This is a genomic window from Shewanella sp. 4t3-1-2LB (assembly GCF_017368415.1).
GTDB lineage: Bacteria > Pseudomonadota > Gammaproteobacteria > Enterobacterales > Shewanellaceae > Shewanella > Shewanella fodinae.
On the sequence record NZ_JAFNJD010000024.1, the window covers coordinates 47,983 to 64,388 of the forward strand.

The 16,406-nt window shown below is 48.9% G+C and carries 18 protein-coding genes and 1 pseudogene; 7 read left to right on the top strand and 12 right to left on the bottom strand.

Annotated elements, in window-relative coordinates; all coding sequences use genetic code 11:
* Positions 1–8: 8 nt before the first annotated feature.
* The 4 genes from J3L11_RS10365 to J3L11_RS10380 all read right to left on the bottom strand — a co-directional run bounded on the left by J3L11_RS10365 (position 9) and on the right by J3L11_RS10380 (position 3,309).
* Positions 9–995, bottom strand: coding sequence for a DUF4382 domain-containing protein (locus tag J3L11_RS10365; protein ID WP_207570937.1), 987 nt, complete (start codon positions 993–995; stop codon positions 9–11).
* Between the two features lie 160 nt (positions 996–1,155).
* Positions 1,156–2,064: a zinc metalloprotease HtpX gene (locus tag J3L11_RS10370; RefSeq protein WP_207570938.1), complete on the bottom strand. Its 909-nt coding sequence runs from the start codon at positions 2,062–2,064 to the stop codon at positions 1,156–1,158.
* On the bottom strand, positions 2,057–2,380 hold the full coding sequence (locus J3L11_RS10375; RefSeq protein WP_133039849.1) for a chaperone modulator CbpM: 324 nt from the start codon (positions 2,378–2,380) through the stop codon (positions 2,057–2,059). Before J3L11_RS10375 ends, J3L11_RS10370 begins: the two co-directional genes overlap by 8 nt.
* Positions 2,377–3,309, bottom strand: a complete 933-nt coding sequence (locus tag J3L11_RS10380) for a DnaJ C-terminal domain-containing protein (RefSeq protein ID WP_207570939.1) — start codon at positions 3,307–3,309, stop codon at positions 2,377–2,379. Before J3L11_RS10380 ends, J3L11_RS10375 begins: the two co-directional genes overlap by 4 nt.
* Before the next feature lie 481 nt (positions 3,310–3,790).
* On the opposite strand from J3L11_RS10380, the gene J3L11_RS10385 reads away from it, so the two are divergent.
* Both J3L11_RS10385 and J3L11_RS10390 read left to right on the top strand, forming a co-directional pair.
* Positions 3,791–4,351, top strand: a complete 561-nt coding sequence (locus J3L11_RS10385) for a DJ-1/PfpI family protein (protein ID WP_207570940.1) — start codon at positions 3,791–3,793, stop codon at positions 4,349–4,351.
* 12 nt (positions 4,352–4,363) lie between these two features.
* Positions 4,364–4,696 (top strand): ribbon-helix-helix domain-containing protein, encoded by a 333-nt coding sequence (locus tag J3L11_RS10390; protein WP_242695184.1) that lies wholly within the window; start codon positions 4,364–4,366, stop codon positions 4,694–4,696.
* Here J3L11_RS10390 and J3L11_RS10395 read toward each other — a convergent pair whose 3' ends face one another.
* Entirely contained in the window at positions 4,697–5,347 is a 651-nt protein-coding gene (locus J3L11_RS10395) for a class I SAM-dependent methyltransferase (RefSeq protein WP_242695185.1), read from the bottom strand.
* Between the two features lie 509 nt (positions 5,348–5,856).
* Here J3L11_RS10395 and J3L11_RS10400 point away from each other — a divergent pair.
* Positions 5,857–6,786: a hypothetical protein gene (locus J3L11_RS10400; RefSeq protein WP_207570941.1), complete on the top strand. Its 930-nt coding sequence runs from the start codon at positions 5,857–5,859 to the stop codon at positions 6,784–6,786.
* A gap of 57 nt (positions 6,787–6,843) precedes the next feature.
* Here the strand turns inward: J3L11_RS10400 and J3L11_RS10405 are convergent, their stop codons facing one another.
* From J3L11_RS10405 to J3L11_RS10415, 3 genes are all read right to left on the bottom strand, one after another.
* Positions 6,844–7,284 carry a nuclear transport factor 2 family protein gene (locus J3L11_RS10405; protein WP_207570942.1) on the bottom strand — a complete coding sequence of 147 codons (441 nt, stop codon included), beginning with the start codon at positions 7,282–7,284 and terminating at the stop codon, positions 6,844–6,846.
* A gap of 477 nt (positions 7,285–7,761) precedes the next feature.
* Positions 7,762–8,196 carry a hypothetical protein gene (locus J3L11_RS10410; RefSeq protein WP_207570943.1) on the bottom strand — a complete coding sequence of 145 codons (435 nt, stop codon included), beginning with the start codon at positions 8,194–8,196 and terminating at the stop codon, positions 7,762–7,764.
* A gap of 96 nt (positions 8,197–8,292) precedes the next feature.
* Positions 8,293–8,460, bottom strand: a complete 168-nt coding sequence (locus tag J3L11_RS10415) for a hypothetical protein (RefSeq protein ID WP_189616976.1) — start codon at positions 8,458–8,460, stop codon at positions 8,293–8,295.
* 419 nt (positions 8,461–8,879) lie between these two features.
* Here J3L11_RS10415 and J3L11_RS10420 point away from each other — a divergent pair, with 419 nt between their 5' ends.
* Genes J3L11_RS10420 through J3L11_RS10435 form a run of 4 tightly spaced genes read left to right on the top strand, consistent with a single transcriptional unit; the run spans position 8,880 to position 13,305 of the window.
* Positions 8,880–10,004 (top strand): FIST N-terminal domain-containing protein, encoded by a 1,125-nt coding sequence (locus J3L11_RS10420; RefSeq protein WP_207570944.1) that lies wholly within the window; start codon positions 8,880–8,882, stop codon positions 10,002–10,004.
* Positions 9,997–11,109, top strand: coding sequence for an ATP-binding protein (locus J3L11_RS10425; protein ID WP_207570945.1), 1,113 nt, complete (start codon positions 9,997–9,999; stop codon positions 11,107–11,109). Before J3L11_RS10420 ends, J3L11_RS10425 begins: the two co-directional genes overlap by 8 nt.
* Positions 11,100–12,197 carry an HDOD domain-containing protein gene (locus J3L11_RS10430; RefSeq protein WP_207570946.1) on the top strand — a complete coding sequence of 366 codons (1,098 nt, stop codon included), beginning with the start codon at positions 11,100–11,102 and terminating at the stop codon, positions 12,195–12,197. Before J3L11_RS10425 ends, J3L11_RS10430 begins: the two co-directional genes overlap by 10 nt.
* Complete coding sequence (locus J3L11_RS10435) at positions 12,190–13,305, top strand: response regulator (RefSeq protein WP_207570947.1); 1,116 nt, start codon at positions 12,190–12,192, stop codon at positions 13,303–13,305. Before J3L11_RS10430 ends, J3L11_RS10435 begins: the two co-directional genes overlap by 8 nt.
* A gap of 190 nt (positions 13,306–13,495) precedes the next feature.
* Here J3L11_RS10435 and J3L11_RS10440 read toward each other — a convergent pair whose 3' ends face one another.
* From J3L11_RS10440 to J3L11_RS10455, 4 genes and pseudogenes are all read right to left on the bottom strand, one after another.
* Positions 13,496–13,765 carry a hypothetical protein gene (locus J3L11_RS10440; RefSeq protein ID WP_207570948.1) on the bottom strand — a complete coding sequence of 90 codons (270 nt, stop codon included), beginning with the start codon at positions 13,763–13,765 and terminating at the stop codon, positions 13,496–13,498.
* The gene (locus J3L11_RS10445; protein ID WP_207570949.1) at positions 13,749–13,907 is read right to left on the bottom strand and encodes a hypothetical protein; all 159 of its coding nucleotides are present in this window, start codon (positions 13,905–13,907) and stop codon (positions 13,749–13,751) included. The genes J3L11_RS10440 and J3L11_RS10445 overlap by 17 nt, the downstream gene beginning before the upstream one ends.
* An 843-nt stretch (positions 13,908–14,750) precedes the next feature.
* A pseudogene (locus J3L11_RS10450) lies at positions 14,751–15,379 on the bottom strand (IS5 family transposase); the annotation flags it as partial.
* A 70-nt stretch (positions 15,380–15,449) separates the two neighbouring features.
* A complete protein-coding gene (locus tag J3L11_RS10455) occupies positions 15,450–16,331 on the bottom strand; it encodes a LysR family transcriptional regulator (protein WP_189616971.1) in 882 nt (293 codons plus the stop codon).
* Positions 16,332–16,406 lie beyond the last annotated feature (75 nt).

Below are 16,406 nucleotides of genomic sequence, written 5' to 3' on the forward strand. Positions count from 1 at the left end.
TGCAAAGGTTATCCGCCGTGGTGCCCGCCATTGCCCATACCACAGCGATGGACGGTTTCGGTACCGCCAGTTGTTCCGGCATCGATGGTGACACTGCCAGCATCGGCATACATGCTAAAGGAGCCGTTCGTCGTATCATCCACTTGTGGATCATCCAAATGGCCTAAACAGCTATAACCGACCCGGTAAGTCCCAGCAGGTAAAAAGCCCATGCCAAAGTACCAATTGCCCTGGTCATCCTGGCGCAGCGGTGCCACCGCAATCGGCGCAGTACGGCCAGTTGCCGGGGTTGCAGACACATCCGCCATCTGGCTCATGCTAGTCACAGTTGCCGGGTAAAGATATGCCAGATGAGTAAATACGCTGCCCACGGGTGCCAATGCGGCATTGTCGGCCTCGCATTGCGCCACCCATTGAGGGTCCATCTCACCTAATAAATGCCCCATTGACATGTTGTTGACCGCCCACATGCCATCGTGGTTCAAGCTGTAGTCATACTGGTTGTCGTGTTGCAGCCCCAGATACAGATCCACTTCCATGGTGTAACCGTAGTGCTGACCAGACGCCACGCTGAAGTCCATCAGTGGTAATTGACCGTCTTGTACCTGTAAGGCATGACGCCCCTGCCCATCTTCCACATAACAACCGTTGTTGCCATCGCCCTGAACCACGGTCATGTAAACGTTATGGTAGCTACCGACAGGCAACGCCATATTATCAACCACGGTGTGACTGAGTTTGCCAGGATAATCCAGCAAATTCATGGTCATATCACCTAATGAAAAACGGTGTTCCACGCCATTGCTGTCGGTCATCACCAATTCGTGCAGATGTAGCCCAACGGCAGTAACTCCGCTCATTGGTGCATCAGAGACTGCCAATGATAATGTACCAGTTTCCGAGGGTTGCGGGGTTGGGGCCGGATCGCTGCTGCTACCACCACAAGCTGCCAGCAATGCACATGCTGACATGGTTAGCCAATGCCTATAACTCATGTTGTATCCTCCACAGGCCGTTTTGCGTAACACAGATGTGAAGGTAGAGTCTTGCACGATAAATATGTCGTTTATCTGATTTGTATCAAATTTGTTACATATTTAATTAGAAAAATACGATTGATTGAGTCACCACTCACCACGGCAGTGCCGATAACACTTAATCATAGGGGCGGTGAAACAAAGGCGGTAACACCCTATGCTGGTAAAACCAAGGCTGCTGTTTGAGTGCCTGTAAACGTAAGATCCGTTCGCGAGTCTGCGGATGGGTGCGTAGCGCCGATGGCAAGGACATTACCGATTCTGGCAGCAACAACCGCTGCAACCAGTTTTGCTGTTGCTGCTCAATTTGCACCAGAGCACTGGCGAGCCCATCGGCATCACCTGTCAACTGCACCGCATTCAAATCCGCTTCATACTCACGAGTGCGGGATAACGCCAGTTGCGCCAGCACGCTAAGCATCGGCGCCACCAGTAGTAACAAGATTGTCCACCAATTAATGCTGGCAAACCCCAGCATAATCAGTGGCAAATTGAGCAGCAGTAATAGCTGTCCCATGGTTGCTAGCAGCGATGTCCCACGGCTCAATGTATCCGCCAGTGCCATCACTTGCAGATCATTGCTACGAATATGGCTGATCTCATGCGCTAACACGCCGGCTAACTCACGCCAGTCAAGCTGTTGCAAGGCACCTTCAGTAATGGCAATCAACGGCCGTTGCTGGCTACCGATGGCAAAAGCATTCAATAACGGCCCAGGGAGCAGAAAAAGTTGCGGCACCTGCGTTAATCCAGCACGTTGAGACAACTGCTGCAACAGCTGCCACAGTGCTGGGAATTGCTGAGGCATTAACGGACGAGCGCGGTACAGTCGCATCACGGTCAACGGCGATATCGAACGACGAAGCCCCCACAACAGCAGCCCACCCAACAGCAACAGCAATAAGCCGCCGCTGCCAGCCAATAACCAGCCCAGCAGCGCTATAAATCCCGCCATTCCCAATAACAGCAACGCCGAATGCCAGAAATTACGTTGTGAATGCTGCTGCCAGCGTACTGGATCAATCATCCTGGCCCTCCAACCGCCGAATGCGCGCCCGCAACTGCTGCAGTTCATCTAGCAGATCCAGCGCCAATGCCGCCCCAGCGGTATTTAAGCCTAAATCCTGTTCTAGACGGCGTGCCCGATGGATCCGCGTTAACGCCACACCGCTAAAACGCCAGTGCGTTGGTCGCTTGCCATAAGGCTCAACCACACCGTATTCCACCAGTTCGAAAATCTGTTCTGGGGCCAAATGGCTGGCGCGACATAGCTGCGCCAGCGTCAATTTACAATGCTCATCCAATACTTCAGCCGCATATAGTGTCAATAATTCCTTGCTCATGCCCTGCTCCCCCAATTTGCCCGAGGATCAAAATCCAATGTCTCCTTGAAAGTGTTGTAGGCCTGTTTGGCCGCAGTGCTATTGGATGCTGGCAATACCACACTCAACTCCACATAAAAGTCACCAGGCACTTTGCCGGGGATCCCTTTGCCTTTCAAACGTAAGCGCCGACCATTGGCCGAGTTGGCCGGGATTTTCAAGTCGATACTGCCTTCCGGTAATGGCACAGTAACACTTGCCCCCAACGCAGCTTCCCAAGGCGCTACCGGCAAAGTCAGGTAAACATCGCGACCTTCTACTCGATACAACGGATGGGGTCGGAAGGAAACTTCCAGCAACAGGTCACCATTAGCACCGCTCCCCATGCCGGGATTGCCCTGCCCCGCCAGCCGGATGTGTTGCCCCGGCATGACACCGCGAGGAATACGCACGTTCAGGGTACGAGCCTGACCGCCGCTGTCACTGCCGAGAGTAATAGTACGGGTTGTACCACGATAACTGTCTTCCAGATCGATCTGGATCCGTGCTCGCAGATCCTCGCCAGGAAAATCAAAATGAGCCCGAGAATGACGACCGCCACTTTGGGTGCGCGCGCGGCCACCAAACATCGACTGGAAAATATCATCAAAATCGAACGGCTGCTCACCTGCGCTATTATTGCCCTGATACTGATAGTGGTGAAAACCTTGTGCTTCTGCCTGCTGTGCAGCCTGCCAGTCGGCGCCATATTGGTCATAAGCCTCACGTTTCTGGGCATCGTGCAACACGTCGTAGGCTTCTTTTACCTCTTTGAAGCGCGACTCTGCATCGGTTTCCTTGCTGACATCAGGGTGAAATTTACGGGCAAGGCGATGGTACGCCCGCTTGATGTCTTTATCTGTGGCGTCACGGGCGACGCCCAGGATCTGATAATAATCTTTGAACGCCATAATGCTCCAAGCCTGTTTGAAGTGAATAAATGCAGTCAACTTCAGTCATTGTGAAGACTGGCTGTAACATTATAAATCTGGGTATTATTTGGCCATTTTCAAGGTGCTGCTGATAAAAGTCAGCGAGTTTTGCTGTACCTTTCTGCTGCCAGTTCAAGACCAGCGCCACTAGGAAGCTCCGCGCCCCGCAAGTCGCCATCGCCAGGTAATAACAGCGATAAAGCCAGCAAATACCCTGCATCAACTCTTTGTTGGGAACGATGGAACGCCAGAGCGTGCGCCGCCACCGACTAATGCATCTGCCGCCAATGTGGTTTGCTGATGACATATCCACTGAGACTTATTTTAGATGGCTACAGCCAGAGCAAAGTCGCAGGACAAAATGTCACCCAAAGTAAAATATCTGTAGTAACCTCTTACTACCACGGATGCCATAGAACTTGGTAAGTTGATACAATCGTAACGACAAGGAGAGAACGACATGGCTAAGGTATTAATTATTGCCGGTGATTTTGTAGAAGACTATGAACTTATGGTGCCATTTCAGGCACTTGGCATGGTGGGCCATCAGGTGAGTGTGGTCTGTCCCGAGAAATCAGCCGGCGACAAGATAAAAACGGCTATCCATGATTTTGAAGGCGACCAGACCTATACGGAGAAACCGGGCCACCTGTTTGCACTGAATGCCGATTTTGCTGGCACTAACGCCGATAATTTTGATGCACTATTACTGCCAGGCGGTCGTGCACCTGAATATCTGCGGCTCAATCCACAAGTCATCGCGCTGGTGCAAGCATTTGCCCAGCAGCAGAAACCGATTGCCGCCATCTGTCACGGCGCGCAATTATTGGCGGCTGCCAAGGTCATTAAAGACAAGAAAATCTCCGCCTATCCCGCCTGTGCGCCAGAAGTGGCATTAGCTGGTGCCGAATATGCCAACATCGAAGTCGATCAGGCCGTTACTGACGGTTTATTTGTGACCGCGCCAGCCTGGCCTGCGCATCCCGCTTGGCTAGCGCAGTTCAACAAACTGCTAGCTTAGACTAAAGGGGTAATGACATTTGCCGCCCCCAGATTAGGCTGGAGCTTCCGGCCAGTTTGGGGGCGCAATATGTGTGAAATCTATTCCGGCACAGAAGCCGAACTGTTTGAACTGCAATCCCGCTCAGTGCGGATTGATGGCGTGGTCACGAGCATTCGCCTCGAAGCAGTATTTTGGAAAGTGATTGAAGATATTGCCAAAGACGCCAGCATTTCGGTGGCAGAATTTCTCACCCGCATCCACCGGGAAGTACTACTGAAACGCGGCGACATAGGGAATTTCACGTCACTGTTGCGTGTTGCTTGCACCACGTATCTCAATGGTGGCAAACGGTTAACGCTATGATCAGGTTTTACGCTGCGTCACCCTAAACAAACGCCGCGGCAAACGTCCTTCAGTAAACTCCTCTACTGCCGCTGCCTGGTATCCCTGCGCCAGCAGCGCGACCTTGTCGCGACTGAAGAAGTGCACAATAAAACCATTGTTTTCATACATATCATCACCGCGATGGATGCCTCGGCCGTAATCAGCATCGCCAGTGTGGCGCACGGTATAAATGTGCAAACCGCCTGGACGCAGCACCCGCAAGACTTCACGGGATAACTGTTGCAGCTCCCCCGTTGTCAGTGCCATACAAAACAGCATATGCGAAAAACATGCATCGACACTATTATCGGCTAACGGTAATGGCAGGCGTACATCATGACATGTCAGGTTAATCCGTGACGCCAACCCATTTTGCTCAGCCTTGGCATTGATGGCTGCGACACCACTGGCAGAGTAATCCAGCACACTGACAGCAAAGCCATTAGCGGCAAAAAACAAAGTATCACGCCCCTGACCTGCGCCCAGTTCCAGCAACTGCGACTTCCCTTCATGCTGCAAGCGTACCGCCGCCCACTGTGCCGGTGCGCTAGCGGCACCGCCAAACATATCGCTGTTGCGGCTAAAGCTATTGTCCCAGTGTTGCCGCTGCGCATTTAGAATATCGTCCAACTACCACCTCGATTATCATTGTTCGCGGTTATCTTTGATCCGATCATCTGATAAACGCCAAAGCAATACAGTGAGTTACCACCAATGTTGCTACAAAAAACACGACAGCAATGACCCAATAGCCATTACCTTACTCACGGCAGAATTACTGGCGATAAAGCCTCTACCGTGCTGCCACCAGCAAATATTTACCTTTAATAAGCGACATGTATGCACGCCATGATTTTGAACTCAGGCAGATAACGTCTTGATAAACCACAATTCGTTAAGTATGCTAGCGGCCAAACCCAAGGGTGGCAACCTCACAATCGTGCGGTTGTTATACCAGTACAACTGTGACCCTAGAAAAGTTCTGAGGGTAAGCATTCGCTAAGATTTGTTGTCAATAATATCGTTCAACGAGATATTCAGACATACATAAAAATGGGGGAGAACACAGACCCACCATTTTCTTATGATGGAAGATTAGCAATTATACATGGATTTGATTGTTTTATATGGAGATTTTTGTGAATAACAAAGTTAGTATCTGCTATGTTGCATATGGAAAGAAACTTGAAATATGTCAACAACTATACTTTTCAATTTTATCTTTACTAAAATATGACACCCGAAAATTTGATATTCATATTTTAACGGATAGCCCAGAATATTTTGTTAGACTTTCGGGATATTGTCATATTACTGTTATGACCTCACAGAACATTACCGACTGGAGTGGTCAATATGACTATCATTTCCGGATTAAACTAAAAGCATTAAAACTATTAACAGAGGTATCCCCCGATACAGATATTCTGTTCTTTGATTCGGATACTTTCCATTACGCCGCACCTGATACATTAATTACAGCACTGCGACAAGGACATGCTATTTTTCACTGTAATGAAGGTTTACTGGCAAAAAACCGTGATAATTCACTTTGGTCGCCTTTAAAATATAAAAAATTCGCCAACATTGAAATTAACGACAAAACTTATATGTATAATTCAGGCGTCGTTGGGCTTCCCGCATCACAGGCCAACGACATCTTGCATCAGGCCATTACTGCATGCGATCAAATGTGTCGCAACTTGCAAAAAAAAGGAGTTGTAGAACAATTGGCTATTTCTGCTGTCGCCCAAACAAAATTAGACTGCAAATTTGCAGATAAGTATGTTTTACATTATTGGGGTAATAAATCACAGTGGAATGAATTAATTCGCAAACATATGACTGAGGTTCTTTTAAAAAATTATAATATTACCGAAGAATTATCCTTACTATCTAGTTTCGATCCAATTAAGATCCCTATTTATAAAAGAACACAGATTAATAATCAACGCTTAAAGTCTCTCGCCGATGTAATGTTTCCCAAAATACGAGCCAAGTATTTCTCACCTTTAGAGCAAACGAACTTAGCAAGCAGCCATTGCCAACTCAAGCCAGTGAAGAAGTGATACCTAAACTGTCATCAGTATTGATTGACGGGTACCGCCTCGAGCCATAGTCGATTACTACGGCGCTTTGGCAAACGACCAGTGTGTCTGAATGATCTGCCAGCCACTGGCTGTTTGTCGATAAACTTCAGTACAGTTCCAATAATGGCTACCTTTGGCATTGGTTGAGATGAAGTTAAAAGTCAGCACGGCGGCAGCGCCAAGCAACTGCACTTTGGGATTGAGCATCTGATAATGATCAGCATGTATTTTGCCGCGCAGCTTTTCATAGTAAGTGGTCAGCGCCGCTTTACCATCCAGCCGCTGCGATAAAAAGGGATCGAAGTACACCACATCGTCAGCCGCCAGTTGCAGGAATCCAGATGGATCACCACTTTCCCATAAAGCCAGAGCCGCTTGTTCATGGGCGATTATGGTCGCTTCTTGCGTAACTGTCGCCGCCATTGCTGGAGTTAGCATTGCCCAAAAAAGCAGGCAGCCTGTTAACCAAGATTTCATATCGACGCCTTGTCATCATCAACCAATGTGCTAGCTAATCTAACGGCTTTTGCCTGATGGTTTATTTAAAAAAGTCACATTCTGAAACTTAAGTGAGCACCACCTCTGGCATCAGTAAGCTAGACAACCACGCGTCTACAGATACCTTGGGACTTATTCGTTATGACGTTGCAGTGGTAACCAAAATGTCTCATGAGAAACCGTGACTTTTTTGTCGGTAAACCGCAGCGAATGCGCTCGCCGTTCAAACGCAATAGTTGCACTCAAGCTGCCCGTTTGAGTGGTATAACTAATCAGACACAACGGCCATTTGTCGGCGGTTTGTGCCTAGGACGATAATTTTTGTCGAGTCTCAGTCACTCACACTCATCACAAAAAGAGCAAGCAAGTGAAAGAGTTGTGAAATACAAACCCACTTGCCGTTGTGTTACCACTGCATCGTGGCAAGACAAGAAAAGCAATGTGCTAGTGCAATACTCAGCTGGTAATACTGCTCTTGTTGGGCGTATCCACTTTCAACTGGGCAAACTTATAGCGCTTTTTACTTTGCTTACCTGCAGCGTCAGTATCCACAACAGTCAACTTATCGTCGTTGATAACAAAGGTAAGCTGATCATCAGTATCACGGGTCTTCCACGGGCCTTTTGCGGTTGCCCAGATCGCCTGGGCACCTTCAATTTTGCAGCGGTAAATATCATGCTTCCAACTATCTTGCTCATGATAAGAAACATAAACCAGCTTGCCGTTAACATCATCCACACTAAAAATCGATGGGTTTTTATTCAATGCAGTTGCCACAGAAGCACGACAGATCTCGGCATCGGTAAATGGGCCTTTATCGTTGCTGCAGCCTGCTAACATACTCACCAGTAGTAGCGGTGACAGCCCGATTAAAGTTGCGCGGGTGAACATAACTCCTCCATAAAATACGGCAATGAAGCGCATCATGTTGACCAATAGCCTCTAGCAACCTCACTGCAGCGTGATTGTTGAATTTTTAGTCTCTGCTCATCTGCCGCAAAAATAAATCAGAGAAACATGTCTTTTTGTTAATGTTCCGCTACGGATCCAGTCATCGGAGACTTCAACAACTGCCATTTTCTTATCGGCTTTTATCTCCGGCGAATCTGCTGCCATCGCAGTACCTGATAGCACATTGAGCATCGCTGCCGTCATCGCACTGCTAGCAAAACGAGGAGATCGAAATGGGGTGTTAGACGCGGAGAGGTATAACGGCATAAATAGTATTCTCACTTAGATATTAATGATAGTGATTATCTATTCCATTTTCTGGGTAATATGAATTGCAACGAAATAAGCCAATATTTCAAGTGAATTCATCATGCCTTGATGTCGACTGTTAAAAGCTTTTCTCTTCAATCCCATTAATCAACAAAAACTCATTTATTGATTTCCCGTCACACAACAACCATAGCCAGCCCTGTTAGCTTGTTTCATAGACGCTCTATTTGCCATTTGCGCCACATACGCCTAGTCTTTTTTAAGAATGTGTGCCACGGCGTTGAGCCCATAACCGACGTTGACCTAGCACGATCGCGCTCAAAGATTTCTACTGAAAAAAGGGAGAACACGTCGTGAATTTTCACCCCCATTATGCAAGTAGTGAGTCGACAGATCCGGTCACGGCCGTTGCCGAATTTGCTCGTCAAATAGGCACCGAAGGCATCAATACTGTTATTTTTTTCTGCTCCCCAGACTACAACTTAGAAATACTGGGGCAGGAGCTGAAAAATACCTTCAACTGCGCCTGTATAGGTTGCACTTCATCTGGTCAGATTGGCAGCGAAGGCTTCCAACATTCGGGATTGGTCGGTATTGGCTTGGGTCCAGACTTCCACACCCGGCCATTCATGATCCAACCTTTGGCGGAGTACTCCGAAGTGGTGGCTGAAATTGCTGAAACCATTCGTCGTGATAGTGTAACCAGACCCAATCTGCAGCGTTTTAGCCTACTGTTAGTTGATGGCCTCTCAATGGCAGAAGAGCGCCTTGTTGCGAACCTCTACCAACAGATAGGTAATGTACCTATTATTGGCGGCTCCGCTGGCGATGATCTGCGATTCGAGAGAACCTATGTTTATGATGGCAATGGGAAATTCATTTCCGATGCGGCAGTATTTGCCGTTGTCGAAACCAATGCGCCCATCGCCTCGTTCAAGGTTCAGCATTTTGAAGCAGGCGAAGTAGAGCTCGTCATCACCGAGGCCGATGCCGAGAAGCGACTTATCATCGAGATAAACGGTGAGCCCGCTGCGCAGGTTTATGCGGAGGCCTTGGGGCTGACCGTGCAGGAATTAACCCCTACCGTTTTTTCCCGCAACCCGTTGGTGCTTTCCTTCGGCGACGAGCCCTATGTCCGTTCCATACAAAAATGGAACGAAGATCTGTCCCTCACATGCTATTGCGCCATAGAAGAAGGTCTGATTGTCGCCATCGGCAAAGCAAAAGATCCTGCGCGCACCTTAAAACAAGCCTTCGATAAGGTCCACGAGACAATTCCAGAGCCTTCAGTGATTATTGGCTGCGATTGTATCCTACGGCGACTTCAGTTTGAGCAGGAAGGGCTAGAGCAGCAGATTGGTAACATAATGGTGCAGAACCGAGTGGTGGGTTTTTCCACCTACGGCGAGCAGTACAACGGCTTGCACGTAAACCAAACATTCACCGGAATTGCCATTGGAGGGAAACATCTTGCTTGAAAATAACACTCCCGCAGTGGCGATGGATGACTTAACCGCTTATTACGAGCGCAAACTCGCAGCACGCGATAAGACCATCGATGTGCTCAAACGTCGTATTGCACAAGAGGCTATGCACAGTCACGCCACCCCCTTTGCTATTCTGGAACAGAACGTGGGTCTGGAGAAAGTAGTCGCTCGCAAGACACTTGAGTTAGAGAATGAACGACATGCGTTAGAAAAAGCCCTGACCGAATTGCGCCTCACCCAAGCTCAGTTGCTGCAGGCTCAAAAAATGGAGTCGATAGGCCAACTCGCGGCAGGCATTGCGCACGAAATTAACACCCCGACCCAATATGTGGCCGACAATGTCGGTTTTGTTAAAACCGCCTCAGTTTCGCTGTTAAATCTTTTGGACTCAGCGCTGATGCTGGCCGAGGTTGCACGGGAAAAAATGGCGGACGAGCCTATCGTCGCCCAGTTCGATGCGGAGCTCAAGCGCACTAAATTGGCATTTCTGCGTAGCCAGATCCCCAGCGCCATCGACGAATCACTGGAGGGGCTCACTCGCATTGCTAAAATCGTTTCCGCCATGAAGGAATTTTCCCATCCATCCAAGGGCGAGAAGGAATTTATCAATGTCAGCGAAGTTATCAACACCACGATAACCGTTGCTCGCAATGAATGGAAATACGTGGCAGAGCTTGATACCGACTTTGAAGACGACTTGCCGCAACTGCCGTGCCTGCGCGATATGATAGCGCAAGCGATACTCAATCTCGTGGTAAATGCTGCCCACGCCATCGCCGACACCATCCAAGAGGGGGTCAGAGAAAAAGGCCACATCCTCGTATCAGCGGTGCGCAAAGGCGAGTATATAGAGATCCGCGTCAAAGACGATGGCAGCGGAATTCCTGCGGGGATCCGTGGCCGTATTTTCGATCCTTTCTTCACGACCAAAGCCGTAGGTAAAGGCACAGGGCAAGGTCTCGCCATTGTCTATTCCACCGTGGTAGACAAACATAATGGGCAGATCCGTTGCGAGTCCGAAGAAGGGGTCGGTACAACATTTATTATGCAACTGCCTATTCACTGCCATAAAGAGGAAAACTCCGCATGCAAGTGATGTTTGTCGATGACGAAAGTCGGGTGCTATCCGGTATTGAACGAGCCTTGATCTTACAAGACAACAAATGGGAATACCGCTTCGCAAATAGCGGTCAAGAAGCCCTTGCGATGCTGGGGGAAGTGCCGGCTGACGTAGTGGTGTCTGACATGAGAATGCCATTCATGGATGGTGCTGAATTGCTCAGCGAGGTACGTAAACGCTGGCCTGGCACCATACGGATCATTCTGTCCGGTTATTCTGAACCCGATGCCACCTTGCGGATGTTGGACGTAGCCCATCGATTTGTTTCTAAACCCTATGACAGTAAAGCGCTGCTGAAGATGGTGGGCAGTGCTTTAGATTTACGAAACATGTTTAAAGATCCGGCGGTGGTTGACGCCGTTGGCCGCATTAGCCAATTGCCTGCGGCTCCCAAAGTGTTCACTGAAATAAGTCGTCTTCTGGCCGACCCTAACAGCGAGATCCGCCATATCGCAGAACTGCTGGGCAGTGACCCAGCCTTAAGCGTCAAGATCATGCAGCTTGCTAATTCTGCCTATTTCTCCAGAGGCCACCACATTCATGACATCGGCAATGCCATCACCCAATTGGGGCTGGATCAGGTAAAGTTACTGGTCTTGGCTTCTCAGGTGTTTGCCGATGCCCAGAGTGTCCCCTATGTGGAACAATTGCAACAGAGCGCGCTGCTCGCATCCAACCTAGCGGCACATATTTCTAGCCGCCAAGGCGTTGAAGCCACTGCGGCCCTACTTGCCCGCATTGCATTGTTACTCCCAGAACTGAGAAAGCCCACTTATGAACCCGCCACAACTCTTGGAAACATTCCCATTCACGCAGCCGTAGGAGCATATCTGCTGGCCTTATGGGGGCTACCTATGGATATTGTGGAAGCGGTGGCACATCACGTACAGCCCGCGCAATCGGGAGAAAAAGCCTTCGGGGTAATAGGTGTCGTGCATGTGGCGGTTTGTCTTGCCAACAACAGTGTCCCCGATCTTGACTACCTAGAACAAACTGGTGTGCTAAACCACCTGCCCTTATGGCAGAAAATGGTGGCCCAGACACAGGAAATGCTGAATGAGTGAAACCTTACCTCGCGTGCTTTGCGTAGATGATGAGCCCAACGTGTTAGCCGCTATGGAGCGAAACTTATTCGATGAATTTGACGTGGAGGTAGCGAACAGCGGTGAAGCCGGCCTCCAAGCAATTCACCAAGGCGAGCGTTTTGCGGTGATCATCTCCGATATGCGCATGCCAAACATGGATGGTGCCACGTTTCTGTCAAAAGCACGTGAAGACTCCCCGGACAGCGTGCGGATCCTACTAACCGGGCAAGCCGATGTGGAGTCTTCCATTGCGGCCATCAACAAAGGCGCCATCTTCCGCTACCTTTGTAAACCTTGTTCCAAAGAGGCGCTGGTTGCGTCTATCAACGATGCCGTCAGACAATATCGCCTTGTTCGTGCCGAAAAGGAGTTGCTCGCCACCACGCTTGCAGCCTCGGTTAAAACATTAACGGAAGTGCTTGCCATGGTGGCCCCTTGGGCTTTCCAACGTTCAGCTTTCGCGCAGTCGTGTGTCCGCCACGCGTTGGTCAAACTGAATTGGCCCGATGGTTGGCTTTACACTATTGCCGCCGCGTTAAGCCAAATTGGCTGTGTTGGCATTCCAGCGGAGATAGTCCAGGCGGATGCCGCTCAGCGCAAACTCTCTGAAGATGAGCAGAGACTGCTACAGGAACATCCCGATGTTGCGAGCCGTTTAGTAAAATGCATTCCTCGTCTTGAGCTGGTAGCCGAAATCATTCGCCACCAAGCCAAGGAAGCTGCAGCTGATGCTCCCATTGAAGTCTGCCGTGGCGCGCACTTGTTGCGAGCCGCCCTCGAATTGGAGCGTCACGCAACGCTGGGGCGTCTAAATGTCGACCGTCCAGCAGAAATCCTGCGCACGGTGCGGCCGGCGTTGCCAGAATACATTATTAAAGCCTTGGCGGACTTTCGCGTTAACGTGACCAATGTCCGCAATGTGTATATTCGAGAGTTAACGCCGGGCTGGGTGTTAGATGAAGACATCCGTACAACCAAAGGCTTAATGGTGCTCACTAAGGGACATGAACTCACTGACACCGCGATCTCGGCGCTGCAACGCTTGCTTGCGGCCAACGCCATCAAAGAACCTGTCCGGGTGCGCTAAGCCGCTGAATATTGCTAATGTTTTTATAGTCTTATCACTATCATAAACCGCCAATCACAAAGGAAATGTTACCGCCTTTGTATGGCAAATAGATACCGCAGCGCCTATGGTCCTTTGCTCCAATACGGATGCGAGTAATGGAAAAGGCGTAAGTGCATCCGACTTACGCCTGACAAATTACCCACTATGCCTATGAACTTTTTAACTCTGATAATTTATATTGATTGCTATGCTTTTGGCCGTTGGCATTCGTCTCGGTAATAGTGAGCTGATTATAGTTAGCAATATAGGAGATTTGCCCTGCTGTTTGGTTTTGCCACTGCCCCTTGGTTGGTGCCCACAATACATGGTCACCATCGAGCCGACAGCGATAGATACTTTGCGATGAATCAGTGGGATCGGTGTAAGACACGTAAACCAACTTACCGTTTTTATCCACCAGACTAATGGTAAAGATCATGCTGTAACGCTGTCGCCATCGTAGCTTTACAAATCTCTGTGGCGGAAAACTTGTTTTGGGTCTGCACGGTATCATCACATCCGGCCACTAACAGCACTACCGTTAATGATGAAAGAGCAACCCAAATTTTACCTAATGCCATATACCCTCCTGGAATCAGCAGCAAAGCCCGCTAATAACGTGAGACATTGCCGTCAAATAAGTACATTTGTGCCCACAGGCATAAACGACGGCGGCAACAAGCATGTCAGCAAATATCAGGCTTGTGCTAAGTCACGCCCTTCAAGCGTGTACGCGATACAGCCGAAACCAATGCCTACAACACAGCAATACTTCCGAAAATACACCACGACTTCCACAATTGTGCCTGGGTAGTGAACTCGGTTATGCCCTGGCAATCCGCGAGGCATATCACCTATAGACTAAGGGCTAATATCCACCATTAATGACTTATTAAAAATATGTGAACACGATATGAAATCGTCTGAAATTGAGAGAGGCGCTCAGCACACGCAACATATCCCTTTGCTAAATCACTCGCGCCACAAAGGCTAAAGCTTATTGCTCAACCTTCGTGCTGCAATATCTGCCGGGTAGCAGGCAAAAATACCGTGACATCAATGACCGAAAAGGGCAATGCCTCACAGCCTCGCTACCTTCTAAGCAATGACCTTGACAGTACCGAAAGAGGAAGCGATTGCCTGCTGACGCATAGATTTTAGTTGCAGGTAAGCACCTTGGTGACACTAGAATTGACAGCCATTTTTGCGCTATTGGCGAAAACACTTGTGTTGAATTCGCGATTGCCTGAAAAATCCGCATTTCAAAACCCTTATCATGACTGTTTATCAAGGTCGAACCACTCATCCAGCTATTAATCAATTTATTACGGAATAGGCTACGAGCTCATTTCGACAAAGAATCGTTTTTCACCAAGCCTTTATAGCGGGCTTTTACATAGCCGAACTGGCGCTTCACTCTGCTGTAAGTTGTCCAACTGACTTAAATCATGTGCATTCGCGGAGTTGATCACCAAGCTATGGGTTAAGCCGCTTTTGGCATCAACGCCAATGTGGGCTTTTATCCCAAAGTGTCACTTATTGCCTTTTTGAGTTTGGCACATATCGCTGTCACGTTGGTTTTGCTTATTTTGGGTCGAGCTTGGTACTTTAATAATGGTTGTATCCATTAAAGTGCCTTGCAACATCATGACACCGCACTCGCTGAGCCATTGGTAAATGGTGCTGAATATCTCACGGGCCAGCTTATGTTGCTCTAACAGATGGTGAAAATTCATGATGGTCGTGCGGTCTGGCATGGCGCTATCTAAGGATAGATGTGCAAACAAGCGCATTGATGCAATTTCATAGAGGGCATCTTCCATGGCACCATCGCTTAGGTTGTACCTGCGCTGCAGGCAGTGGATATGCAACAGGGTTTCCAATGAATAAGGACGGCGGTCATTACCCGCTTTAGGGTAAACAAGTTCGATAACAGTAAGGAGTTTTGCCCAAGGAAGGATCGCATCCATCCGCGATGGGAAGATTTCTTTACGCGACTGACGGCCTTTTTACTGGAAAATTCACTATCGGCAAATGTGAGTTAGTGTTCCATGATCTGACCGATTCCTTGGCAAACCGGATGAGTACATGAGCTCACATCAGGGACTTATTACCTTCCCTAGTTAGTGCAAGTGACTATCAATCTGCTGTTGCAGCGCCTCGCTCAAGGCTTGCACGGTCGGATCATGGCGACTGCTGTCATCGCGCACAAAATACAGTGGGGTTGAGCGGCTGTTCATCCCAATGCTCGCTAACGTACCATCTGCCAATAAGGGTGCCACTTGCTGCTGCGGCAACCAGCCAAAACCCAATTGATTTACCACAGCTCCAATCGCGGCATCAATCGAAGTGAAGTACCAAGATTCCTGTGCTGCCGGATACTGATGGCTGAGCTGCTGACTCTGCTTATCCACCACTTGGATCATCGGATAGCTAGCCAACTGCGAGCGGCGCAGTTCCTGCGTGACCTGCAACAGCGGATGCTGACTATGTGCCACACAAATAAACTGCACATCCATCACGAACTGCTTTTCTAACGCACTGGTTGGCGGCAAGCTGATCAAATACAAATCGCCCGCTTGCTGCTGTAGCTGCAATATTCCTTCATCTTTGACCGATTCCTTCACATGTACTTGGGTCTGCTTATATTGCTGATGAAACGCCTTCAGCCCCGCAAATAACCACGCTTGTGGAAACATGCTATCCACCACCAAATTAACCACTGCTCGCCGTCCGGCATGAATCGCGTCAGCGCGCAGTTCCAAATCATGAAAACCGTTGAGCAATAGTTGCGCCTGCGCCAATAAGGCCGAGCCCGCCTCAGTCAATACCAAGCGACGCCCCTGTAGTTGCAACAACTCCACCCCCAAGCGCTGCTGTAGCTGGTTGAGCTGATAACTCACTGCCGGTTGACTGCGGTGATGATGCTCAGCGGCACTGGCGATACTGCCATGTTCAATCACGGCTGCAAACAGTTGCCATTGTTCAATGCTGGTCTTAAACATATAAAATTTCTTTATGTATTTTATTTAAAAATTACGTTTTTTATAAAAATATAAAATGATTAAGCTAACCGCAAG

Coding starts and splice junctions, on each gene's coding strand:
- J3L11_RS10405 (WP_207570942.1), bottom strand. CDS start 7,284: ATGAAATCTTGGTTAACAGGCTGCCTGCTTTTTTGGGCAATGCTAACT.
- J3L11_RS10455 (WP_189616971.1), bottom strand. CDS start 16,331: ATGTTTAAGACCAGCATTGAACAATGGCAACTGTTTGCAGCCGTGATT.
- J3L11_RS10380 (WP_207570939.1), bottom strand. CDS start 3,309: ATGGCGTTCAAAGATTATTATCAGATCCTGGGCGTCGCCCGTGACGCC.
- J3L11_RS10410 (WP_207570943.1), bottom strand. CDS start 8,196: ATGTTCACCCGCGCAACTTTAATCGGGCTGTCACCGCTACTACTGGTG.
- J3L11_RS10440 (WP_207570948.1), bottom strand. CDS start 13,765: ATGATCTTTACCATTAGTCTGGTGGATAAAAACGGTAAGTTGGTTTAC.
- J3L11_RS10385 (WP_207570940.1), top strand. CDS start 3,791: ATGGCTAAGGTATTAATTATTGCCGGTGATTTTGTAGAAGACTATGAA.
- J3L11_RS10390 (WP_242695184.1), top strand. CDS start 4,364: ATGACATTTGCCGCCCCCAGATTAGGCTGGAGCTTCCGGCCAGTTTGG.
- J3L11_RS10445 (WP_207570949.1), bottom strand. CDS start 13,907: ATGGCATTAGGTAAAATTTGGGTTGCTCTTTCATCATTAACGGTAGTG.
- J3L11_RS10365 (WP_207570937.1), bottom strand. CDS start 995: ATGAGTTATAGGCATTGGCTAACCATGTCAGCATGTGCATTGCTGGCA.
- J3L11_RS10430 (WP_207570946.1), top strand. CDS start 11,100: ATGCAAGTGATGTTTGTCGATGACGAAAGTCGGGTGCTATCCGGTATT.
- J3L11_RS10415 (WP_189616976.1), bottom strand. CDS start 8,460: ATGACGGCAGCGATGCTCAATGTGCTATCAGGTACTGCGATGGCAGCA.
- J3L11_RS10370 (WP_207570938.1), bottom strand. CDS start 2,064: ATGATTGATCCAGTACGCTGGCAGCAGCATTCACAACGTAATTTCTGG.
- J3L11_RS10435 (WP_207570947.1), top strand. CDS start 12,190: ATGAGTGAAACCTTACCTCGCGTGCTTTGCGTAGATGATGAGCCCAAC.
- J3L11_RS10375 (WP_133039849.1), bottom strand. CDS start 2,380: ATGAGCAAGGAATTATTGACACTATATGCGGCTGAAGTATTGGATGAG.